At 72.3% G+C, this 20,684-nt stretch carries 22 protein-coding genes; 10 read left to right on the top strand and 12 right to left on the bottom strand.

Annotated features, from left to right (window positions below; all coding sequences use genetic code 11):
• Positions 1-14: 14 nt before the first annotated feature.
• Positions 15-1,397: an MFS transporter gene (locus FB558_RS28230; protein WP_246106794.1), complete on the bottom strand. Its 1,383-nt coding sequence runs from the start codon at positions 1,395-1,397 to the stop codon at positions 15-17.
• A 97-nt stretch (positions 1,398-1,494) separates the two neighbouring features.
• Here FB558_RS28230 and FB558_RS28225 point away from each other — a divergent pair, with 97 nt between their 5' ends.
• Positions 1,495-2,124 (top strand): TetR/AcrR family transcriptional regulator, encoded by a 630-nt coding sequence (locus FB558_RS28225; protein ID WP_142058447.1) that lies wholly within the window; start codon positions 1,495-1,497, stop codon positions 2,122-2,124.
• A 14-nt stretch (positions 2,125-2,138) separates the two neighbouring features.
• Here the strand turns inward: FB558_RS28225 and FB558_RS44825 are convergent, their stop codons facing one another.
• The 7 genes from FB558_RS44825 to FB558_RS28190 all read right to left on the bottom strand — a co-directional run bounded on the left by FB558_RS44825 (position 2,139) and on the right by FB558_RS28190 (position 8,185).
• Complete coding sequence (locus tag FB558_RS44825; protein WP_246106793.1) at positions 2,139-2,846, bottom strand: VldE C-terminal domain-containing protein; 708 nt, start codon at positions 2,844-2,846, stop codon at positions 2,139-2,141.
• 226 nt (positions 2,847-3,072) lie between these two features.
• Complete coding sequence (locus FB558_RS28215; protein WP_142058446.1) at positions 3,073-3,735, bottom strand: DUF305 domain-containing protein; 663 nt, start codon at positions 3,733-3,735, stop codon at positions 3,073-3,075.
• Positions 3,736-3,800: 65 nt separating this feature from the next.
• Positions 3,801-4,238, bottom strand: coding sequence for a hypothetical protein (locus FB558_RS28210; protein ID WP_142058445.1), 438 nt, complete (start codon positions 4,236-4,238; stop codon positions 3,801-3,803).
• Positions 4,239-4,309: 71 nt separating this feature from the next.
• Positions 4,310-6,649, bottom strand: a complete 2,340-nt coding sequence (locus FB558_RS28205; protein WP_142058443.1) for a heavy metal translocating P-type ATPase — start codon at positions 6,647-6,649, stop codon at positions 4,310-4,312.
• Positions 6,650-6,678: 29 nt separating this feature from the next.
• Positions 6,679-7,626, bottom strand: coding sequence for a hypothetical protein (locus tag FB558_RS28200; protein WP_142058441.1), 948 nt, complete (start codon positions 7,624-7,626; stop codon positions 6,679-6,681).
• 27 nt (positions 7,627-7,653) lie between these two features.
• Entirely contained in the window at positions 7,654-7,860 is a 207-nt protein-coding gene (locus FB558_RS28195; RefSeq protein WP_142058439.1) for a heavy-metal-associated domain-containing protein, read from the bottom strand.
• 43 nt (positions 7,861-7,903) lie between these two features.
• Complete coding sequence (locus tag FB558_RS28190; protein WP_142058437.1) at positions 7,904-8,185, bottom strand: metal-sensitive transcriptional regulator; 282 nt, start codon at positions 8,183-8,185, stop codon at positions 7,904-7,906.
• A 140-nt stretch (positions 8,186-8,325) separates the two neighbouring features.
• Between FB558_RS28190 and FB558_RS28185 the strand changes: the two genes are divergently transcribed.
• Positions 8,326-8,511: a hypothetical protein gene (locus FB558_RS28185; RefSeq protein ID WP_142058435.1), complete on the top strand. Its 186-nt coding sequence runs from the start codon at positions 8,326-8,328 to the stop codon at positions 8,509-8,511.
• Between the two features lie 122 nt (positions 8,512-8,633).
• On the opposite strand, the gene FB558_RS28180 is transcribed toward FB558_RS28185, so the two are convergent.
• From FB558_RS28180 to FB558_RS28165, 4 genes are all read right to left on the bottom strand, one after another.
• On the bottom strand, positions 8,634-8,915 hold the full coding sequence (locus FB558_RS28180; RefSeq protein ID WP_142058433.1) for a metal-sensitive transcriptional regulator: 282 nt from the start codon (positions 8,913-8,915) through the stop codon (positions 8,634-8,636).
• 111 nt (positions 8,916-9,026) lie between these two features.
• The gene (locus FB558_RS28175; protein ID WP_246106850.1) at positions 9,027-9,878 is read right to left on the bottom strand and encodes an IS5 family transposase; all 852 of its coding nucleotides are present in this window, start codon (positions 9,876-9,878) and stop codon (positions 9,027-9,029) included.
• Positions 9,809-10,546 (bottom strand): carboxymuconolactone decarboxylase family protein, encoded by a 738-nt coding sequence (locus FB558_RS28170; protein WP_246106792.1) that lies wholly within the window; start codon positions 10,544-10,546, stop codon positions 9,809-9,811. The genes FB558_RS28175 and FB558_RS28170 overlap by 70 nt, the downstream gene beginning before the upstream one ends.
• A 143-nt stretch (positions 10,547-10,689) precedes the next feature.
• Positions 10,690-12,123: a DHA2 family efflux MFS transporter permease subunit gene (locus FB558_RS28165; RefSeq protein WP_142058431.1), complete on the bottom strand. Its 1,434-nt coding sequence runs from the start codon at positions 12,121-12,123 to the stop codon at positions 10,690-10,692.
• Positions 12,124-12,479: 356 nt separating this feature from the next.
• Here FB558_RS28165 and FB558_RS28160 point away from each other — a divergent pair, with 356 nt between their 5' ends.
• Genes FB558_RS28160 through FB558_RS28125 form a run of 8 tightly spaced genes read left to right on the top strand, consistent with a single transcriptional unit; the run spans position 12,480 to position 20,684 of the window.
• Positions 12,480-12,830, top strand: a complete 351-nt coding sequence (locus tag FB558_RS28160) for an NADH-quinone oxidoreductase subunit A (protein ID WP_211366887.1) — start codon at positions 12,480-12,482, stop codon at positions 12,828-12,830.
• Positions 12,821-14,092 (top strand): hypothetical protein, encoded by a 1,272-nt coding sequence (locus tag FB558_RS28155; RefSeq protein ID WP_211366886.1) that lies wholly within the window; start codon positions 12,821-12,823, stop codon positions 14,090-14,092. The genes FB558_RS28160 and FB558_RS28155 overlap by 10 nt, the downstream gene beginning before the upstream one ends.
• The gene (locus FB558_RS28150; RefSeq protein WP_246106791.1) at positions 14,085-15,050 is read left to right on the top strand and encodes a complex I subunit 1 family protein; all 966 of its coding nucleotides are present in this window, start codon (positions 14,085-14,087) and stop codon (positions 15,048-15,050) included. The genes FB558_RS28155 and FB558_RS28150 overlap by 8 nt, the downstream gene beginning before the upstream one ends.
• Positions 15,051-15,614 carry an NADH-quinone oxidoreductase subunit J gene (locus tag FB558_RS28145; protein ID WP_142058429.1) on the top strand — a complete coding sequence of 188 codons (564 nt, stop codon included), beginning with the start codon at positions 15,051-15,053 and terminating at the stop codon, positions 15,612-15,614.
• The gene (gene nuoK, locus FB558_RS28140) at positions 15,611-15,916 is read left to right on the top strand and encodes an NADH-quinone oxidoreductase subunit NuoK (protein WP_094927317.1); all 306 of its coding nucleotides are present in this window, start codon (positions 15,611-15,613) and stop codon (positions 15,914-15,916) included. Before FB558_RS28145 ends, nuoK begins: the two co-directional genes overlap by 4 nt.
• 9 nt (positions 15,917-15,925) lie before the next feature.
• Positions 15,926-17,743, top strand: coding sequence for an NADH-quinone oxidoreductase subunit 5 family protein (locus tag FB558_RS28135; protein ID WP_142058427.1), 1,818 nt, complete (start codon positions 15,926-15,928; stop codon positions 17,741-17,743).
• 5 nt (positions 17,744-17,748) lie between these two features.
• The gene (locus tag FB558_RS28130; protein WP_211366952.1) at positions 17,749-19,257 is read left to right on the top strand and encodes a complex I subunit 4 family protein; all 1,509 of its coding nucleotides are present in this window, start codon (positions 17,749-17,751) and stop codon (positions 19,255-19,257) included.
• The gene (locus tag FB558_RS28125; protein ID WP_142058423.1) at positions 19,254-20,684 is read left to right on the top strand and encodes an NADH-quinone oxidoreductase subunit N; all 1,431 of its coding nucleotides are present in this window, start codon (positions 19,254-19,256) and stop codon (positions 20,682-20,684) included. Before FB558_RS28130 ends, FB558_RS28125 begins: the two co-directional genes overlap by 4 nt.

Here is a 20,684-nt window from a genome sequence, read left to right as displayed (position 1 = left end):
CCCCTGGATGGACGTCAGTGAACGGGCTGGGTCATCGACGCCTGGCGTCGCCCGGGAATCAGCGCGCCGGCGATGAGCGCCGAGAGCACCGCGGCGACGGCGGCGACGATGAACGCGGTGACGTAGCCGCCCTCGGCCCGGGTGGCGAGGCTGGCCGCTGCGATGCTGGAGATCACCGCGGCGCCGATGGAGGCCCCGAACTCGTGAAAGGTGGAGATGATCCCTGAGGCGATACCGGCCTCGTGTGGGGCGACCTCCCCGAGTGCGGTGGCGGAAGCGACCACGAACAGGGTGCCGATCCCGGCCGACGCGACGCTGACGCCCAGGACCACGCCGACGGTGGTGGGCCAGACCGCAGGGATCGTGAGGCCTGCTGCGGCGATGACGAGGCCGATGATGGCCAGGCCCTGCCCGCCGGACCTGCCGATGACCCGACCGCCGAGCTGAGCGCCGATCATGGTGGCGATCGCCACCGGGAGGAACATGAGCCCGGTGACCAGAGGTCCGAGCCCAGCGTGGTTCTGCAGGTAGAACGAGCCGAGGAAGAACACCGCCACCATCAGCGCGGTCGCGATGGCGATCAGGAAGGTGCCCGCCACGATCGGGCGCCGGAACAGCAGCTCGAGGCTCATCAACGGCGCCGCCGCCACCCGCTGCCGCCAGGCGAACATCAGGTAGAGCCCGATGCCGATCCCGAAGGTGAGCAGCGTCTGCGGTGCGAGCCATCCGGCCTCCCCGGCGTCGATCATCGCGTAGATCACCGACCCGGTCGCCGCGGTCACCAGCAGGGCCCCGAGCACATCCGCGCCGCGCCGCTGATCGCGTCCAACCGGCCGGAGCGTCGGCAACAGGCGGGTCAGGACAATGAAAATGATCACGCCGACCGGCACGTTGATGTAGAAGACCCAAGGCCAGCCGGGACCGGCCGCGAGCAGGCCGCCGACGAGCACGCCGACTGCGGCGCCGCCGCCGCCGAGTGCGGACCAGATTCCGAGGGCCTTGTTCCTCTCGTCGCCGTCGAACATCCGCACCACGGCCGACAGCGCCGACGGTGACAGCATGGCCGCGCCGAGGCCCTGGCCGACCCGGCCGGCGAGCACCATGGCGCCGTCCTGGGCCGCTCCGGTGATCAGGGATGCGACGGTGAAGACGGCCAGGCCGAGCAGCACCATCGTCTTCGGACCGATCATGTCGGCGATCCGCCCGCCCAGCAGCATCAGGCCGCCGAAGGTGAGCGTGTAGGCGCTGACCACCCAGGTCACCGTCTGTCGGTCAAGGCCCAGGTCGGTGCCCATCAGTGGCAGCGAGATCGCCACCACGGTCACATCCAGGATCAACATGAACTGCGCGATCCCGAGCAACGCCAGCGTCTGCCAGCGTCTGGGGTAGCTGCTCACGGCTCCTCCTCCGGTGTAAGTCAAGCAGGTAGGTACGAGATGTAACCGCTACACTAACTCAAGCATTCCCGTACGAGTTGTGAGGTGTGGTGCAGCGATGAATGCCGGTGCGGCCAACGGCGGCGCTCGACGTCCTCCCGCAGGCGGGCGCAAGGCGGCGAACGTGCGGGCCGACGCGCAGCGGAACCGGGCGGCGATCCTGCTGGCCACCGTGGATGCGCTGCGGAAAGATCCCGACGCGTCGGTTGCGCAGATCGCCGCCGAGGCCGGAGTGGGCCGGATGACTCTCTACGGCCACTTCCGGACACGATCCGAGCTGATCGAGGCCGCACTCGTCGACCGCCTCGATCATGGCGAGGCCGTCTTGCAGGGTGTGGATTTGGACGGAGACGTGCGCCAGGCGTTCAGCCGCCTGGTCGCCTCGAGCTGGGTGCTCGTCGATCAGTCTCGTGCGCTGCTCGCCGCGGCGCAGGAGGAGCTACCCCGGGGCCGCATTCGCGAACTGCACCAGAAGGCCGAAGCCCGCGTCCGTGGTCTGCTGGAACGGGGGCAGCGAGAGGGCGTGTTCCGCACCGATCTCCCACTGAGCTGGCTGCTCGCCACGACCCACATGGTGATGCACGGCGCGGCGGACGAGATCGCGGCGGGCCGCCTGACGGCCGGTGACGCACCGTGCGTCATCGACGCGACCCTGCAAGCCGCGTTCACCGGTCCCACGCAGGGCTGACCGAGCTGGTGCGATCAGCAGGAGGGCAGGGTTGCGCTGCCGGTGCGGGCGTGGAACGAGACGTGGACGTGGCCCACATGATTCGCGGTGGCTGAGCCACGGTCCTCCATGGGCTCCCAGCCGTTGCCGTGGTTGATGCGTTGTCTCCAGATCACGTACTTGATCGAGTACGCCCTCATGTTGTCCACGGCGCACTGCGCGAGCGCGTCGCCGGTCGCGCGGTCGGTCTTGAAATCCACGGCGAGGCCCCGGGGATGGTCCGACGCGCTGGCGCGCTGGGCGACGCCGCCGACGGTGGCGATGTCGAACTCGCAGCGGAGGAGGCCGCCGGCTCGAGCCACCCAGGGCTTGACGGGGCCGAACTCCGCCACATCGGAGCGGCATCGTGCGGTCTCCCTGGCCGCTGCCTCCTGCTCGGCGCGGACCTCGGCCAGGCCGGCCGCTTTGATGAGGGCGGCGGCGTCGACGACATCCGGATCCGCGACGACCGGCTCGACGCTCGCCCGCAGCGCTTCGATCCCCGGTAGCGACTGCTCGTCGGCCGCACCGCCCACGGTCAGCCAGTTGTCAGGAGTGGTCGGCGTCGACTCGACCGGCGATTCGACGATGAGCGCGCCGACTGTAGCGACGGCGGTGGCCGCGGCGGCTCCGCTGAGCACGTGCAGGCGAGCGGATCGCTGCCGTTCGACGGGTTCGGCCGTGTGAGGGCGCGCCCGGTCCAACGGGTGCGGGCGGCGGCCACGGTGGGCATGGTGCCGTGCCACGGTCAACCTCTCGAGATGATGCCCGACGTCGGACGGGCCCGGGAACGGAAGGGCCCCGACGGCGAGCGTTGCGATGATGACGAGAAGTGCGGACACCGCACATGCGGGTGCCCCTCGTGGACGCGCCGGAACGGTCGGGGAAACGATCACCGCTCCCCGACCGCCGGCTCTGTCGACGCTCGGCTCAGGAGGCCGGCAGCAGCTGGCTCATCTGCACGATCTCGGCGGTCTGGGCATCGATGATCTGCGCCGCCAGTTCCTTCGCCTGCGGGTTGACGCCCTCGGCCAGCTCACGCTCGGCGTCCGTCACCGCGCCCTGGTGGTGGACGATCATCATCTCGAGGAACATCGTGTCGAAGTCGGCGCCGGTGGCGCTCCGCAGCTGGTCCATCTGTTCGGGCGTCATCATGCCGCTCATCCCGGACATCTCGCCCGTGCCGGAGTGGTCCATGCCGGAGTGGTCCATGCCGGTCATGCCGCCTTCGGCGGGAACCTCCGCACCCCATGTCTCCAGGAAGCCGGTCATGGTCTCGATCTCGGGGTCCTGCGCCGAGCGGATCTGCTCGGCGAGGGCCTTGACCTCCGGGTTGTCGGCGCGTTCGGCGGCGATCTGCGCCATCTCGATGGCCTGGCGGTGGTGCGGGATCATCATCTGGGCGAAGCGGATGTCGGCGTCGTTGTGTTCCTCGCTGGCGGCTGCCGGTGCTGAGGTGGTCGGTGCGCCTGCGGCGGAGGTCGTGGCGGCGGGCGGGGCGCTCTCGCCGCAAGCTGTCAGGGCCAGTGACAGGGACAGGGCGAGGGCGCCGCTGGTCAGGGCGGCACGGGTCGTCGTGCGGATGGTGGGCATGGGTGTTCCCCTCTGCGGGAGGATCGGTGATAGGCGCAGCTGCCCGGCCGGTGCCGGGCGCGCTTCTACAGCCGGAACACGCAGAGGGTGAGGAATACAGGTCTGGGCGGCGGCCGCGGGGGGCCTCGACCTTGCCGGTCGGATGCTTGCGCGACCGGTGTCGTTCTGCGGACGGGGATGCCGAGCGCGTACATCATCACGCCCGCGATGACGGTGAGCAGCACGAAGAGGCAGGCGGCCATGTCGTCGTGCTCGTGGCTGCCGTGCCCCGGCAGCGGTGCCGACGCGGTCGTCGCTGCAGCTCGGTCGTCGTGAGCGTGGGCCACCGCCGGCGCACCGTGAGACGCCGTCAGTGGCGCGTCCATCGGGCTGAGGTGTCCGGCGACGGGGTCAGTGGCCGCGATGCCGTGCATGGCCAGGAATCCGGCCGCGGCGAGGGTGAGCAGGACGAGTCGGACCACGCCGACGGCGGAGCCTTTCGTCACGATGGTCCGGATGTCCACTGCCCCCCATGATGCCGCAGCGACGCCGACCCGGTCAGCCGGGTCGGCGTCGCCTCCGTGGCTCACCGAGCTCAGCGGGCGGTTGCGAGTGACTCCCGCTGCGGGCGGTGCTCGGCCGTTGCGACAGCGGCAGGCTGCTCGTCGGCCCGGGACCGGAACCGGCGCAGGCGCAGGCTGTTGGCCACGACGAACACCGAGCTGAACGCCATCGCCGCGCCGGCGAGCATCGGGTTGAGCAGCCCGGTCGCGGCCAGGGGCAGTGCCGCGACGTTGTAGGCGAACGCCCAGAACAGGTTGCCCTTGATCGTGGCGAGCGTGCGGCGGGAGAGCCGGATGGCGTCGGCCGCCGCCCGCAGGTCGCCGCGGACCAGGGTGATGTCGCTGGCCTCGATCGCGACGTCGGTGCCGGTGCCCATGGCCAGACCGAGGTCGGCCTGGGCGAGCGCGGCGGCGTCGTTGACCCCGTCGCCCACCATCGCGACGATCTTCCCCTCGCCCTGGAGCCGCTTGACGACGTCGACCTTGTCGGCCGGCAGCACCTCCGCCACGACCTCGTGGATGCCCACCTCGGCGGCGACGGCGTGCGCTGCCGCGGTGTTGTCGCCCGTGAGCAGCACCGGGGTGAGCCCGAGCGCACGCAGCTGAGCGATGGCTCGGGCGGAGGTGGGCTTCACGGTGTCCGCGACCACGAGCACCGCTCGCGCCGCGCCGTCCCATGCGACGGCGATCGCGGTGCGGCCCTCGGCCTCGGCCCGCTCCTTGGCCCCGGCGAGGTCACCGGAGATCGGCTGGCTCCATTGCTCCAGCAGCGCCGAACGCCCGACGAGAACGGCGTGCCCGTCGACGACACCCTGCACGCCGAGCCCTTCGAGGTTGGAGAACTCCTCGACGGCGGGGAGAGACCCGAGGCGGGTGCGAGCTCCGCGGCTGATCGCCGCGGCGATCGGGTGCTCGGAGGCGTTCTCGAGGGCGCCGGCGAGCCGCAGGACCTCGTCCTCGTCGGTGCCGTCCGTCACGTGCACGCCGACGAGGCTCATCTGGCCGGTCGTAACGGTGCCGGTCTTGTCCAGCACGACCGTGTCGACGCGCCGGGTGGACTCCAGCACCTCCGGACCCTTGATCAGGATGCCCAGCTGGGCACCCCGCCCGGTGCCGACCAGCAGCGCCGTCGGCGTCGCGAGGCCCAGCGCGCAGGGGCAGGCGATGATCAGCACCGCGACCGCGGCGGTGAACGCTGCGGCGGCCCCGGCCCCGGTGCCCAGCCAGAACCCGAGCGTGCCGGCAGCGAGCGCGATGACGATCGGCACGAACACCCCGGAGATCCGGTCGGCGAGCCGCTGCACGGCGGCCTTGCCGGTCTGGGCGTCCTCGACGAGCTTGGCCATCTGCGCGAGCTGGGTGTCGGCACCGATCCGGGTGGCGCGCACGACCAGCCGGCCACCCGCGTTGACGGTGGCCCCGACCACCGCGTCCCCCGGCCCGACCTCGACCGGCACCGACTCGCCGGTCAGCATCGAGGCGTCCACGGCCGACGTGCCTTCGTCGACCACACCGTCCGTGGCGATCTTCTCGCCGGGGCGCACGACGAAGCGGTCGCCCACGGCGAGCTGATCGGTGGGGATGCGGACCTCGTCGCCGTCCCGTAGCACGGCGACGTCCTTCGCGCCCAGCTCCAGCAGGGCGCGCAGGGCCGCCCCGGCGCGGCGCTTGGACCGCGCCTCGAAGTAGCGACCGGCGAGGATGAAGGTGGTGACGCCGGCGGCGACCTCCAGGTAGATGTTCGCGGCGCCGTCGCTGGGTGCGATGGTCAGCTCGAAGGGGTGTGTCATGCCGGGCACTCCCGCCGTGCCGAACAGCAGCGCGTAGAGCGACCAGGCGAAGGCGGCGATCACGCCCATCGAGATGAGGGTGTCCATCGTGGCGGCGCCGTGGCGCAGGTTGGCCCACGCGGCCCGGTGGAACGGCCAGGCGGCCCAGGTGACCACGGGAGCGGCCAGGGTGAGGGAGATCCACTGCCAGTAGGTGAACTGCAGCGCCGGGATCATCGCGAGCGCGACGACCGGTACCGCGAGAACCGCGCTGGTGATCAGCCGGTTGCGCAGCGGCCGGGTGGCGTCGTCCTCGGTGTCCTCGACACCGCCGTCACCGCCGGCGTCGGGAGCGGCGGCGGGACGGGGCAGCGCCGCGGTGTAGCCGGCCGCCTCGACCTGGGCGATCAGGGTGGCCGGGTCGACACCCTCCGGTGCCTCGACCTTCGCCTTCTCGGTGGCGTAGTTGACGGTCGCGGTCACGCCGTCGAGCTTGTTGAGCTTGCGCTCGATCCGGTTGGCGCACGAGGCGCAGGTCATGCCGCCGATCGCCAGCTCGACCGCGGTGACGGGAGCGCCCGTGGGCGCGGTGGTGGTACTCATCGTCCAGCCTCCTTCGCGAGCAGCGGTGATCAGTGGCCGTGGCCGTCGTCGGCGTGCCCCGGCGCCACAGGGGCGTCGGCGACGGCCGGCCCGGTGGGCACGGTGAACTCCGCGGTGCGCACGACCCCGCCGTGCTGGAAGTCCAGGAACAGCCGGTAGCTGCCCGCGCTGGGCACCTCGGCGACGAACTCGATCTGCGGTCCGGCCGGGGTGATCCCGTCGCCGGGCGCCCCCTCGGGGTGCACGTGCAGGTAGGCGAGGTCGCCTTCGCGCAGCGCGACGAGGTGGCCGTAGGCGGCCAGGTAAGGCTGCAGGTCCGTGACCGGTTGGCCGTCCTTGCTCACCGTCAGGGTGACGGGGGAGCCCTGCCCGGGTACGAGGTCGCCCGCGAGCTCGACGGTGTAACCGCCGACCTGGGCGGTGCGGCTCGGCGCGTGCTCGACGGGTTCGAACGGGCCGGGTGCGGCGATGTCGACGCCGAGCGTGGTGCCGGTGCCGCCGGTCGGGGCGAAGTCGGCGAAGGCGCGGTACGAGCCGCCCGCCGGCAATGTCAGCGGGACGCTCCACGTGCCGTCGGGCGCCATCTCGGGGTGCACGTGCTGGAAGCCGGTGGTGTCGCGGCGCACGATGATGAGGTGCATCCGCTTGTCGTGCTCGACGTCGAAGGCCGTGACGGCCGCGCCGTCCGGACCGGTGATGCGGAAGGAGAAGGATCCGTCGGTGGGCGTCGGGTCGGTGGGCGTGAGGGTGTAGCCGCCCCTGCTCGACGCCAGCCCGCTCGGCTGGTCGGTTGCGGCCTCCGCGACGGTGCCGCTGTGTGTGCCCCCGTGACCGGCGGCCTCAGCGCCGGTCGCACCGTTGCCGCCCTCGGCGGCGGTGCTGGAGAGGGGACCGACAGCGGTGCCGACGGCGTACGCCCCTGTGACGAGCAGGGCGAGCGCCGCACCGTAGGCGGAGAGCTTCGCGCTCACGTTCATGTCACTTCCTTCTGGAAGATGTCGCCATCAGCCGGCGAGCTGGTACCCGGCTTCCTCGACCGCCTCGCGAACGTCCGCGGCGTCGAGCGGCTTGCTGCTGGTGACGGTGACGGCGCCGGTGGGCAGGTCCACTGCCACGCCGGTGACCCCGTCGATCTCGTTGATCTCCTCGGTGACCGATGCGACGCAGTGCCCGCAGGTCATGCCGGTGACGGTGTAGGTGGTCTCACTCATCGGTTGCTTCCTCCTGGACTCTCGGGCTTCTTCCAGTACGTGCTCAGGACTTGACGAGGCGGGCGATGGCGGCACTGGCCTCGGCGACCTTCTGGTCGGCCAGCGATCCGCCTTCGGCGGCGGCCTGGGCGACGCAGTGCCGCAGGTGCTCGTCGAGCAGGCCCAGCGCCACCGCTTCGAGGGCCTTGGTGGCGGCCGAGACCTGGGTGAGGACATCGATGCAGTACTTGTCGTCGTCGATCATCTTCGCGATGCCGCGGACCTGTCCCTCGATCCGGCGCATCCGCTTCAGGTAGGCGTCCTTGTCCTCGGCGTATCCGTTCATGTCTCCTCCTGTTGACCCGACCGAACATACCATAGGGGGGTACCCTAGGCGGTGCGAGGTGGATCACTCCATAAACATACCCCTTAGGCCTATAGGGTAGAAAGCTGCTCACGGGCCGAATGCAGTGAAGGAGTGAGCGCGTGGTCGAATGTCAGCGGGCCGTCGTGGTCGGAGTCGATGTCGCAGGCAGGGCGGCGTTCGTCCTCGACGCGGAGCGCCGCGTCGTCACCGCGGTCGGGGTCGCCGCTGCCGACCGGTCGTGGGCTCACGTCGCGCGACGCGCCGGTCTCACCGGGGTCGACCCGGCACCGCGGACCGCCGCGTGACCGCCGCGAGGATCCGCCTCACCGGCGAGCGGCGGATCGGACGGTGGCGCGTCGTGCTCGAGGTCCTCGTCGACGTCGCCCGGCGCTGTGCGCGGAAGGGATCGCGCTGATCCAGGGGTTCGTCAGGACTTGACGAGGCGGGCGATCGCCGCGCTGGCCTCGGTGAGCTTCTGGTCCGAGATCTGTCCGCCTTCGGCGGCGGCCTGCACGACGCAGTGCCGGAGGTGTTCGTCGAGCAATCCGAGTGCCACGGCTTCGAGGGCCTTGGTGGCGGCCGAGACCTGGGTGAGGACGTCGATGCAGTACTTGTCGTCGTCGATCATCTTGGCGATGCCCCGGACCTGACCCTCGACCCGTCGAAGGCGCTTGAGATAGGCGTCCTTGTCCTGGGTGTATCCGTGCATCCGTCCTCCTCGGTACGGGGCCGATACTATGCCCCCGTACCAGGGAAGCCTGCTGCCACCGGCGGGTCGGCCATGGGCGCGCCGGTCAGGTCGCCTGCGGGCCGGCATCGGCTAGAGCCTGTTTGATAAGTCGCGGAGCCATGTGTCGATGGTGGCGACGTGGACGGTGGCTTGGTAGCGGACGGCGAGTTTGTCGTAGCGGCTGGCCACAGCGCGGTGCTGTTTGTACTGGTTGATGCCGCACTCCACGGCGTGGCGCTGCTTGTAGGTCTCAGCACAGAACGTCGGTGGGCGGCCACCGGCGCGGCCACGTCGGCGCCGGTTGCGGATCTGGTCTGACGGTTCCGGGATGGTCGCGGCGATGCCACGTCGTCGCAGGTAAGCGCGGTTGGCGCGGGAGCTGTAAGCCTTGTCGGCCAGGACGCGATCTGGCCGGGTGCGAGGCCTGCCGGGGCCGGTGCGGGCGACGCGGATGGCGTCGAGCACGGCGGTGAACTGCGGGCTGTCCCCGGCTTGCCCGGCCGACAGCACCACCGACAGCGGTTTGCGGCCCTGCTCGCACGCAAGATGGAGCTTCGTGGACAGCCCGCCGCGGGAACGCCCCAGCCCGTGATCGGCCGGCTCCGGACCGGGCGGTTCGCATTGCCGGTCCGGCTCATGGCGGGCACCGGCGGCGTGCTGGTGGGCGCGCACCACGGTGGAGTCGACCGACACATCCCAGGTGATCAATCCGGCCGCGTCGCCGAGCTCCTGCAGCCTGGACCAGACCCGGGCCCAGGTGCCGTCGCGCTGCCAGCGCCGAAACAGCCCATAGATGGACTGCCAGGAGCCGTAGCGTTCGGGCACGTCGCGCCACGGGGCGCCGGTGCGGATCCGCCAGCGGATCCCGTTGATCAGTTGGCGTCGGGTCCAGATCGGGGGCCGGCCGAGCACGCTTGTCGCTGGCAGGAGTGGTTCCAGCAGCTGCCACTGCGCGTCGGTGAGGTCCTTGCGTCCGCCCGCGGGTAGGTTCCCCACGAGGTCTCCGGTGTGATGGTCGGCTTGGTCGTTGATCCATCTACCGGAGACCTCACTTGTCTCCGCTCACCGACACGCAGGCGAAGATCGACTTTCCAAACAGTCTCTAGGACTGCGGGTTCGAGTCCGGCGACGAGGTTGAACGCGCCGGTGAGCTGGTTGAGCGCGACGAGGGCGATGACCCGGTCCTTCCAGCCGTGCCGGCGCAGCTCGTCCACGTCGGCGTCGGTGAGCGAGCTCGGCTCGGTGAGCACGCGGACGGCGTAGGTGATGAGCGCCGCCTCGCGGGCGTCGCTGGCGGTGGCCTGGCGCGCCAGTGCGATGTCCGCATCGGAGACGCCGACGGTGCGTGCCGCGGCGGTGTGGGCGGCCAGGCAGAGCGCGCAGCCGATCCACTCCTGCAGGGCGAGGGAGATCTTCTCGCTGAGCGGGCGCGGGATGGCGGTGCGTCTCATCGCCCGGGAGAGTTCGAGGTAGCCCTGCAGCAAGGCGGGGGAGTGGGCCATCGTGCGCACCATGGGTCCGGCGTCGCCGTTGCGGTCGATGATGTCGGCGAGCAGGGTGCGGGCGACGGACGGTGCGTGGTCCGGATCGAGCGGTTGCATGCGGGGCATGGCGGGATCCTTCGGTCAGCGGATGGAAGAGCTCGCCGCGCCGGTGCCTGTGGCAACCGGCGCGGCGAGCCGTTCGGGGCGGCGCAGTCCTGGACGGGCTGCCGCTGGACGGGGCTGGGCTGGACGGGGCTGCGCCGGACGCGTCACCTGGCCGCGTCGGCAGGCTCCGTCCTCTCGGCTGCCGGCCGTGCACTGCGAAGGGTGACGGCGGCGAGCACCGCGCCGGCGAGTGCGATGACGGCGGCGCCGACGAACGCGGCCGAGTAGCCGCCGGTCAGCCGGACCGGGTCACCGAGTGCGTCGGCCCCCTGCATGGTGGCTAGTGCAGTGATGGCCGCCAGCCCGAGTGCGGATCCGACCTGGTAGCTGGTGTTGACGATGCCGGAGGCGAGCCCGCCCTCCTCGGGACGGGCCGCCGACAGCGCGGTGCCGAGGGTGGGGATGAAGGCCAGCGACATGCCCAGTGCCGCCACGATCGAGGCGGGCAGGACGTCCACCCAGAAGCTGCCGTCGGCCCGGACGAGCGCCAGCCACCCCATGCCGGCCGCCAGCAGGACCAGCCCGCTCACGGTGAGGGCCTTCGGTCCGAAGCGGCCGATCAACCGTGGGGCCAGGGCGATCATGCCGATCATGATCACGATGGTCATCGGCAGCAGCGCCGCGCCGCTGGGGAACGCGGTGTAGCCGAGCACCTGCTGCAGGTAGAGGTTGAGGAAGAACCACATCGGGATCCACGCGGCGCCCAGCAGCAGCTGCGCGATGTTGGCTGCGGCCAGGTTCGGGGTGCGGAAGATCCCCAGCCGCACGAGCGGCTCCCGGCGACGGGCCTGGATCGCCACGAACGCGGCGAGCAGCACGATCGCGGCGCCGAGGGCGAGCAGCGTCTCGGGGGCGGACCATCCGGCCTCCGGGGCGCGGACGATGCCGTAGACGGCCAGTGCGAGACCCGCGGTGACCGTGATCGCTCCGAGTGCGTCCACGGATCCGCGACGCTGACCGCCGGCGGGCATGACCGTCGGGATGACGGCGAGGATCAGCAGCGCGATCGGCACGTTGAGGTAGAACACCCACGGCCAGCTGAGGTACTCGGTGATCACGCCGCCGAGGAACACCCCGGCGGTGCCGCCTGCCGGCGCCGCGGCGCCGTACAGGGCGAGCGCCTTGGTGAGCTCCTTCGGGTCGGAGCCGAAGAGCATCATCAGCAGCGTCAGCGCGGCGGGGGCGATGAGCGCGGCGCCGGCACCCTGCACGGCGCGCCCCGCGAGCTCCCAGGCCGCAGTGCCCGCGGCCCCCGCGAGCACGGATCCGACCAGCAGGACGACCCAGCCGATGCCGAACAGGCGGCGGGCCCCGAACAGGTCGGCGAGCCGCCCGCCGAGTAGCAGCAGTCCGCCGAAGGCCACGACGTAGGCGTTGAAGACCCAGGACAGGCCTTCGGGGGAGAAGCCGAGGTCGGCCTGCATCTTCGGCAGGGCGACTCCGATGATCGATGTATCCATGATGACCATGAACTGGGCTGCGGCGATGACCAGCAGCCCGAGCCGGCGGCGCGAGGTCGCCGGTGCGGTGGTGGACATTGGAAACTCCTTACCCGTAGGGGGTATCGCGAAGCGGAAGGTAGGCCTCCCCGGCGCTCTCGCGCAAGTGTCACGACTGTGACCAATGCCCTACGGGGGTAGGGGATCTGAGGGGTGGCGGCGCGATCGGCTGACGGAGCGGTCGCTTCATCGGGCGCGGCCCCGGAGGGGCGGGCATCATCCCCTGGCGTGCGTCCGGGTCGTCGCACGTGAGACCGCTGGAGAAGGGCGGCTCGACCGAGCTGGCGGGCGACTCGTACGGTGTGGCAGTTCGTTGCTCCGGTCGCCCGTGCACGGTGGGGCTGCCGCGCGAGCTGTATCCGGCCGCACCCCGTACCCGTATCGAGGAGGTCAGGTTGACGGAGTTCGTCCCGCTGCTCGTGCTGCTCACCGTGGCCGTCGTCCTGGTGCTGGCCGGTTACGCGGCCTCCGCGCTGCTGGCGGTCCGGAGTGCGATGGATGCCGCACCGCCGTTCTCGGGCGGGTTGCCACCGCAGGAGCACGCGGTGTCCCGGTTCCACGTGCGCTGGTACCCGGTGACCATGGTCTTCCTGGCCTTCGACATGGAGATGCTGTTCATGTACCCGTGGACGCTGGTGGTCTCGCGGGTCGGGCCGGCGTCCGTCGTCGAGATGTTCCTGTTCCTCGGGATCCTGCTGGCGGGTGTGCTCTACGCGTGGCGCGAGGGGGCACTGCGATGGGCGTGACGGCGGTGGACCTGACGTCGGTGCTGCTCCGGGTCGCCGCCCGCCGCCCGCACGTGCTCGTGGTGGCCGTGCCCGGCGCGGTCGCCGTGCGGCTCGCGCTCGAGGCCGCGCTCGTCCGGAGAGGATGGCCCGCGGCCACCGGACCGGCGGACGCCGACGTGCTCGCCGTCGCCGGCTCGCCCGGGCCCGAGCTCGCCGCCGTCGTCGCGCAGGTCTGGCGGCAGATCCCGGCGCCGCGTGCCCGGGTCGACGTGCGGGAGCCGGCGGACGCGGACGCGCAGCTGGACGCTGTGGCTGCGGTGCTGAGCGATCGTGACCAGCAGCGCAGCGCGCCGCCGGACCTCGCGGCCGACCCCGGTGACCGACCCGGCAGCGGGCGGCAACCCCACGGAGAACACGCGGATCACCGCGAGCACAGCAACGACAGTGAGCACAGCGACCACGGCGAGCACAGCGACCACGGCGAGCACAGCGACCACACCGACCACGGGGCGCGCGGCGATCACGGGAGCGACGGCGGCCACGGGCACCAAGGCGAGCAGGCCGGGCACGGGGGCGACGCAGACCATGGCGAGCACGGGGAGCCGGGCGGGCACGGCGGTGGGCACCACGGGCACCACGGGCACGGCGGCGGAATGGAGATGCCGGGCGGGCTGCCGATGGCCGATCTGGGGGAGGACCGCGACGGGTTGACCCTGGACCGGCTGCACGTGCCGCTCGGCCCGGTGCTGCCGGACTGGCCCGCCGGGCTGGTGGTGCGGGTGACGCTGCAGGGCGACGTGATCCAGGAGGCTGCGGCGGAGGTGCTGGACCCCGCGACCGGCGATCTGCCGGCGTGGCGGAGCGAGGACGCCACGGCGCGCGAGCTGGACGGGTTGTCGAGGTTCCTCGGCGTCGCGGGATGGCCCGACGCCGCCGCGCGCGCCCGCGCCCAGCGCGACGCCCTGCTCGCCGGCGCGTCGGCTGAGCGGATCGACGGGCCGCTGGCCGCCCTGGTGCGCCGGGTCCGCCGCTCCCGCACGCTGCGCTGGTCGATCCGCCGGATCCCGGCCGGGACGACCGATGTCCTCGCACTGCTCGAGGCGAGGCTGTCGGCGATCGAGACCCGCGCCGGCGACGTGCCCCCGGCGCGGCGGCCCGCGGTCGACGAGCTCGCGAGCCTCCTGGTGGGCGCCGAGCTCGCCGCAGCGCGGCTGATCATCGCTGCGGTCGACCCGGACACCGACCGCGGCCCCGCCCACGAGGAGGCGCGACATGGGTGAGATGCCCGCAGCGGTGGTGACGCAGGCCCTTCCGTGGTGGTGGGCGCTGCTGCTGCCCGTGCTGCTCGGGGTCGCCCTGTGGGCGACGCTGGCCTGGGACGCGGCGCTGACCGCCCGCGCCGCCGGGGGACCGGCCGGTGTCGGGCAGGCGATCGGGATGCCGGGGCGCGCGGCGGCCCGGTTGCTCGTCGGGCAGCGCAGGCGCACGGTCGCGGCCGATGCGGTGCTGGGTCGCGTCGGCGGCGCCGCGCTCCCGGTGGCCGCACTGCTCGCAGCCGCGGTGCTGCCGCTGGGGGAACGGCCGGTGGCCGACCTGTCGGTGGGCGTCGTGTGGTTCAACGCCATGGAGGTGGTGGCGTGGGCCGCGGTGTGGATGGTCGGCTGGGGTTCGAACAGCGTGTTGGGCCTGGTCGGGGGGTACCGGTTCGTCGCGCAGGGTCTGGCCTACGAGCTGCCGCACATGTTCGCGATCATCACCGCCGCGCTGGGGGCGGAGAGCCTGCGGCTGACGACGATCGTCGACGCCCAGGCGGACCTGTGGTTCGTCGTGATCATGCCGGTGGCGTTCGTGGTGTATCTGATGTCGGCGGCGGCGATGGCGTTCTGGGGACCGTTCGACGCCCCGGTGGCGCGGGACGTGGCCGGGGGCGCGGCCGCCGAGCTGTCGGGGGTGGACCGGCTGGTCTTCGCCGGGGGGCGGTGGCTGCTGCTGGTGGTGGCGGCGGCCATGGCGGTGCCGTTGTTCCTCGGCGGGGGCCACGGGCCGCTGCTGCCGCCGTGGGCCTGGGTCGCGGTGAAGACGGTGGCGGTGCTCGGGCTGCTCGTGTGGTTGCGGCGCCGGTTCCCGACCGTGCGGATGGACCGCTACACGGAGTTCGCGTGGGTCGTGCTGATCCCGCTGACGATCGCGCAGGCGCTGGTCGTGGCGATCGTCGTGCTCCAGCGAGGGGGGATGTAGATGCTCTCGATCATCCTGTTCTGGGTGTTGGCCGCCGCCGCGCTGGTGTTCGGTCTGCTGGTGTTCCGGTTGGACTCGATGGCGCAGGTGACGTTCGCGCTGCTCGCGTCGTTCCTCGCGGTGGCCGGGCTGGTGCTGCTGCTCGGGTTGGGCTACCTCGGCCTGGTGATCGCGCTGATGATGGTCATCGAGATGGTGATCATGGCCGTGTTCATGATCATGTACATGATGAACCCGGCCGGGTTGATGCCGATGTCGATGTTCCACAACAAGGCCGGTTCCATGACGATCGCGGTGGGCACGTTCGTGGTGCTGGCGGCCGGGATCCTGCTCGTCGACTGGCCGGCGCGCGAGGGCGAGCCCCCGCCCGACCCGACGTTCGCGCTCGGCGAGGCGCTGATGGGCGGGCAGATGCTCACGATGATGACGCTGGGCGTGGGCCTGTTCGCCACCATCGTCGCCACGGTGGTGCTGTCCACCGACCGGGGCCGCTACGACCGCCTGGGTGACGACCTGCGGGCCGCGCGCGCCGACGACCCGGCCGGCGGGGGTGTCGGTCGATGAACCTGGAACTGTTCCTGCTGCTCGCGGCCGGGCTCTTCGCGATCGGGCTCTACGGCGCGCTCTCGCAGCAGTCGATCGTGATGCTGATGATGGGCCTGGAGCTGATGCTCAACGGGGTCATCGTCGCCACGGCCGCGTTCTGGTACTTCGTCGCGCCGGGCGGCACCGACGGTCAGGTGCTCATCGTCGTGATCATCACCGCGATGGCCGTCGAGATGGCGGCGGGGTTCGCCGTGGTCACCGCGATCTACCGGGCGCGGCAGGTCGACATGACCGACGACGCCGCGGATCTGAAGGGCTGAGGCCACCCCATGTCGTTGTGGTTCCTGGTCGCGGTGCCGATCCTGGCCGGCGCGCTGCTCGCCGTCGCCGGGCGGCGCGCGGACGCGCTCGCCCCGGTGGCGGGCGTGCTCGTGGCGGTGGCCGTGCTGGTCATGGCTGCCGCGGCAGCCGTCGCGCGCCCGGCGGTCGACGCGCCGCTGGTGGCCGGGGTCCGGGCCGGGCTCGCCGTCGACGGGCTGTCGGCGCTGATGGTCGTCACGGTCGCGGTCGCCACCCTGGCGGTGCTGGTGTTCGCGGCGGGCGAGGCGGAGCTGCGCACCGCGCGGTTCGTCGGGTTCGTGCTGCTGTTCGCCGGCGCGATGCTGGTGACCGTCACCGCGACGACGCTGGCCGTGCTGCTGATGGCGTGGGAGGTGATGGGCGCGATGAGCTGGGCGCTCATCGCGTACCACTGGCGGGAGCCGGACTCGGTGCGCGCCGGGCACACCGCGTTCCTCACCACCCGGCTCGCCGACCTCGGGCTCTACGTCGCGGCCGGGGCCGCGCTGGCGGGCGGCGTCGGGTCGCTGGCCCTCGCCGACCTGCCCGCCGCGGGCGGGGCCTGGCTGCACGTCGCCACGGCCGGCCTCGTCCTCGCGGCGCTGGGCAAGTCGGCGCAGCTGCCGTTCAGCTTCTGGCTGTCGCAGGCGATGCGCGGGCCGAGCCCGGTGTCGGCGCTGCTGCACTCGGCGACGATGGTCGCGGCCGGCGCGTACCTGCTGCTGCGGCTGATCCCCTTGCTGGGGATCACCGGCTGGGCGGGACCGGTGGTGGCCTGGGCCGGGGCGGCGACGGCGGTGCTGCTGGGCCTGGTCGCGGTCGGGCAGTCCGACCTCAAGCAGCTGCTCGCCGCATCCACGTGCGCGCAGATCGGGTTCATGGTCCTGGCCGCGGGCGTCGGCGGTGTCGCGGGCGGGGCGTTGCAGCTGGTCGCGCACGCGGCGACCAAGAGCCTGCTGTTCCTCGCCGCCGGGGCGTGGTTGGTGGCGCTGGGCACCAAGCAGCTCGGTGAGCTGCGTGGAGCGGCGCGGCGGTTCCCGCTGGTCGGGGTCGCCTTCACCGTCGGGGCGGCGTCGCTGGCCGGGCTGCCGCCGCTGTCGTTGTGGGTGTCCAAGGACGCGGTGCTCGCCGCCGCGCTCGAACACGGCGGGGTGGCGTTGTACGCGGCCGGCCTGGTCGCAGCGGTGGTGTCGGCGGTCTACAGCGCGAAGGCCGTCTGGTACGTGTGGCAGCCCGCGCCGTCCGCCCCAGCGGCCGTCGAGGGCGAGCCGACCGGCCGGGTGAACGCCGCGATGCGGCTCCCGCTGGTGGTGCTCGCCGCGCTCGCCGCCGCCCTCGGGCTGCTCCCGCTGCTGACGACCGGGTCGCTCGCGGTGGCGCCCGGGCCGAAGGTGTGGGAGTTGGTGCTGTCCGCTCTGCTCGCCGTCGCGGCGGTCGCGGTGACGTGGCGGAGCGCCGCGCGGATCGGGGCGCCGCGCGCGCTGGGGTCGTGGCTCGGGGTGGAGAGCGCCGCGCACGCGGTGTTCGTCCGCCCGACCCTCGCGCTGGCCCACCTGCTCGCCCGCTTCGACGACCGCGTCCTGGACCGGTCGGTCGAGGGCGCCGCCCGTGCCACCGCAGCGGTGGCACGGGTCCTGGACCGCCGTGGCGAGCCGTCGGTCGACGGCGCCGTCCGCGCGGTCGCCACCGGTGCCGGCCGGCTGGGCCGGCTCGCCCGGAGGCCGCAGACCGGGCAGATCCACCAGTACTACGCCCAGGCCGCCGCGGTGCTGGCGGTGCTGGCCCTCTTCGTGATCGTCGTGAGGTGAACGTCGTGTTGTCGGTGATCGTGTTCCTGCCCGCGGTGGCGGCCGCGGTGCTGCTGCTGGTGCCGGCCACCGCTCCCCGGAAGGTGTTCACCGGCACCTGGGTCGCGGTCAGCGCGGTCGACCTGGCGCTGGTGGTGGCGGTGTGGCTCCGGCTGGCGCCCGGGGGCGGGTTCCAGTTCGAGGAGCGGGCCGCGTGGATGCCCACCGTCGGGATCTCCTACCACGTCGGTGTGGACGGCCTGTCGCTACCGCTGGTCGCGCTGACGGCGGTGCTCTTCCTCGCCTGTGCGGTGTTCGCGCTGCGGGAGACCCGCCGGGTCAAGGCCTACGTGGCGCTGTTCCTCGGCCTGCAGGCCGTCTGCCTCGGCCTGTTCGTGGCGCTCGACCTGATCCTGTTCTTCCTGTTCTTCGACCTGTCGATCGTGTTCATGTACTTCATCATCGCCGGCTGGGGGCACGGTGAACGGGCCCGCGCGGCCGCGTTGAAGTTCTTCCTCTACACGTTCCTCGGGTCGCTGGCGCTGCTGCTCGGGTTCATCCTGCTGTACCTCGCGGCGCAGCCGCACACGTTCGACATCGTCGAGCTGATCGCCGCGAACCCGCTGGCGGGCGGCGGGATGTACGCGGCGCTCGCGCTGCTCGCGATCGGTGTCGGCCTGGCCGTGAAGACGCCGACGGTGCCGTTCCACACCTGGCTGCCCCCGGCACACACCGAGGCTCCCGCGACGGGTTCGGCGATCCTCGCCGCGATCCTGCTGAAGATGGGCACCTACGGGTTCGTCCGGATCGCGATGCCGATCCTGCCCGACACCTGGCGCCAGTACGCGGTGGTCGCGGTCGTCGTCGGCGTCGTGTCGGTGCTCTACGGGGCGCTGGTGGCGCTGGCGCAGACCGACCTCAAGCGGATGATCGCCTACACCTCGGTGAACCACATGGGGTACGTGGTCCTCGGGGTGGGAGCGGCCGGGATCCTCGCCGGCACCGACGAGCAGGCGCGGCAGCTGGCCACGACCGGCGCGGTGACTCAGATGGTCGCCCACGGACTGATCACCGGTGCGCTGTTCCTGCTCAGCGGCGTGCTCTACGACCGGGGGCGCACCTACGAGATGGCCGCCTACTCCGGGCTCGCGGCGCGCACGCCCGTGTTCGCCGGGGTGTTCGCCGTGGCCGCGTTCGCCTCGCTGGGGCTGCCGGGGTTCGCCGGGTTCATCGCGGAGTTCCAGATCTTCACCGGCGCCCTGTCGGCCGCGCCGGTGCCCACCGCGCTCGCCGTGCTCGGCATCCTGATCACCGCCGGACTCTTCCTGCTGGCCCTGCAGCGGCTGTTCCTCGGCCCGCTGCGCGTCCCGGACGCGCCCGGCAGCCCACGCCCGTTCGCCGACCTGTACCGCAGTGAGCTCGCCGCGATCGTCCCGCTGCTGGCGCTGGCCACGGTGATCGGGGTGCTGCCCCGGTTCCTGCTCGACGTCATCGAGCCGGCCTCGCGCGCGCTCGTGGAGCTCGTCGCGCGATGACCGGAATGAACGAGAACCCCGGGGCACTGGTCCCGGAGCTGCTGCTGCTCGGCGCCGCGGTGTTCGGGCTGCTGCTCGGCGCGTGGCTGCCGCGGCACCGCCAGTGGCTGGTGCGGGCGCTGGCCGCCGCGGCAGCGCTCGCCGGGCTGGCCGCCACCGCCGCCGCGGCCACGCGCCCCGACGAGGTCGTGTTCGGCACCAGCTACGCCGTCGACACCCTCACCCACGCGACGCGCGCCATCGTGCTCGTCGCGGTGCTGGTGGCGCTCGCCCTGTCCGTCGACGCCACGGCCGGGCACCGCCGCGAGACCGAGTTCGTGGTCCTGCTGCAGCTCGGCGCCCTGGGCACGGTCCTGCTCGGCGGCGCGAACGACCTGTTGTTGCTGTTCGCCGCGTTCCTGCTCGCCAGCATCCCGTTCTACGCCCTCGCCGGCTGGGACAAGCGCGCGCTGAGCACCGAAGCGGCGATGAAGTACTACCTGTCCGGGGCGTTCCTCGGTGTCGCCATGCTCACCGGCACCGCGATCCTCTACGGCGTCGGCCGCTCCACCGCCTACGGCCCGCTGCGCGAGGGCCTCACCACCGCGCCGGTGGCCGCGGCCGGTGTGGGGCTGGTCGCCGTGCTCGCGGGGTTGCTGTTCAAGATCGGTGCCGTTCCGGGGCACTTCTGGGTGCCCGACGTCACCGACGGGACGCCGCCCGCGGTCGCCGCGATCGTCACGACGATCCCGAAGATCGGTGGCCTCGTCGCCGCGTACCGGTTGTTGCTCGTCGCGATCCCGGCCGACGCGCTCGACTGGCCGTTGCTCGTGGCGGTCCTCGCCGCCGTGTCGATGACGCTGGGCAACCTGGCGGCGTTCTTCCAGACCACGGTGCAGCGGCTGCTCGCGTACTCGACGATCAGCCAGGTCGGCTACCTGCTCATGGTCGTCGCCGTGGCGGGTCGCGCGGAGCTGGCCCAGCCGGCCCTGCTGTTCTACCTCGCCGGGTACGCCGTCACGAACCTCGGAGCGTTCGCCGTGGTCGCCGAGCTGCCGCGGGCCCGCGCCCTCGACGACTACCGCGGAATGGCAGGGCGCCGGCCCGCACTCGCGGCGGCGCTGGTCGTCTGCCTGCTCGGGCTGATCGGCACCCCGCCGACCGCGGTGTTCCTCGGCAAGCTCACCGTCTTCACCGCCGCCATCGACGGCGGGTTCGCGTGGCTCGCGGTCCTGGCCGTCGTCAACACGGTGGCCAGCGTCTTCTACTACCTGCGCTGGGTCGCCCCCGCCTTCCGCACCGCCCAGGACCAGGCGTCGCCCGCGGCTCTGCAGCCCGCGGGTGCGTGGCCGGCCGGGACCGCCTACGTCTGCGCGGCCGCCGCCGTGCTGCTCGGCATCGCCGGCGGGTCCATCCTGCCGCTGCTCTCGGGCGGCGCGGCCTCCTGA

This window comes from Pseudonocardia kunmingensis, from assembly GCF_006716445.1.
Classification (GTDB): Bacteria; Actinomycetota; Actinomycetes; order Mycobacteriales; family Pseudonocardiaceae; genus Pseudonocardia; species Pseudonocardia kunmingensis.
Note: the sequence above shows the minus strand (reverse complement) of the source record. Positions and strands in the feature narration are given on the sequence as shown.

Coding starts and splice junctions, on each gene's coding strand:
- FB558_RS28170 (WP_246106792.1), bottom strand. CDS start 10,546: ATGCCCCGCATGCAACCGCTCGATCCGGACCACGCACCGTCCGTCGCC.
- FB558_RS28135 (WP_142058427.1), top strand. CDS start 15,926: ATGTCGTTGTGGTTCCTGGTCGCGGTGCCGATCCTGGCCGGCGCGCTG.
- FB558_RS28190 (WP_142058437.1), bottom strand. CDS start 8,185: ATGAACGGATACGCCGAGGACAAGGACGCCTACCTGAAGCGGATGCGC.
- FB558_RS28180 (WP_142058433.1), bottom strand. CDS start 8,915: ATGCACGGATACACCCAGGACAAGGACGCCTATCTCAAGCGCCTTCGA.
- FB558_RS28205 (WP_142058443.1), bottom strand. CDS start 6,649: ATGAGTACCACCACCGCGCCCACGGGCGCTCCCGTCACCGCGGTCGAG.
- nuoK (WP_094927317.1), top strand. CDS start 15,611: ATGAACCTGGAACTGTTCCTGCTGCTCGCGGCCGGGCTCTTCGCGATC.
- FB558_RS28215 (WP_142058446.1), bottom strand. CDS start 3,735: ATGCCCACCATCCGCACGACGACCCGTGCCGCCCTGACCAGCGGCGCC.
- FB558_RS28150 (WP_246106791.1), top strand. CDS start 14,085: ATGGGTGAGATGCCCGCAGCGGTGGTGACGCAGGCCCTTCCGTGGTGG.
- FB558_RS28125 (WP_142058423.1), top strand. CDS start 19,254: ATGACCGGAATGAACGAGAACCCCGGGGCACTGGTCCCGGAGCTGCTG.
- FB558_RS28165 (WP_142058431.1), bottom strand. CDS start 12,123: ATGTCCACCACCGCACCGGCGACCTCGCGCCGCCGGCTCGGGCTGCTG.
- FB558_RS28145 (WP_142058429.1), top strand. CDS start 15,051: ATGCTCTCGATCATCCTGTTCTGGGTGTTGGCCGCCGCCGCGCTGGTG.
- FB558_RS28200 (WP_142058441.1), bottom strand. CDS start 7,626: ATGAACGTGAGCGCGAAGCTCTCCGCCTACGGTGCGGCGCTCGCCCTG.
- FB558_RS28155 (WP_211366886.1), top strand. CDS start 12,821: ATGGGCGTGACGGCGGTGGACCTGACGTCGGTGCTGCTCCGGGTCGCC.
- FB558_RS28225 (WP_142058447.1), top strand. CDS start 1,495: ATGAATGCCGGTGCGGCCAACGGCGGCGCTCGACGTCCTCCCGCAGGC.
- FB558_RS28195 (WP_142058439.1), bottom strand. CDS start 7,860: ATGAGTGAGACCACCTACACCGTCACCGGCATGACCTGCGGGCACTGC.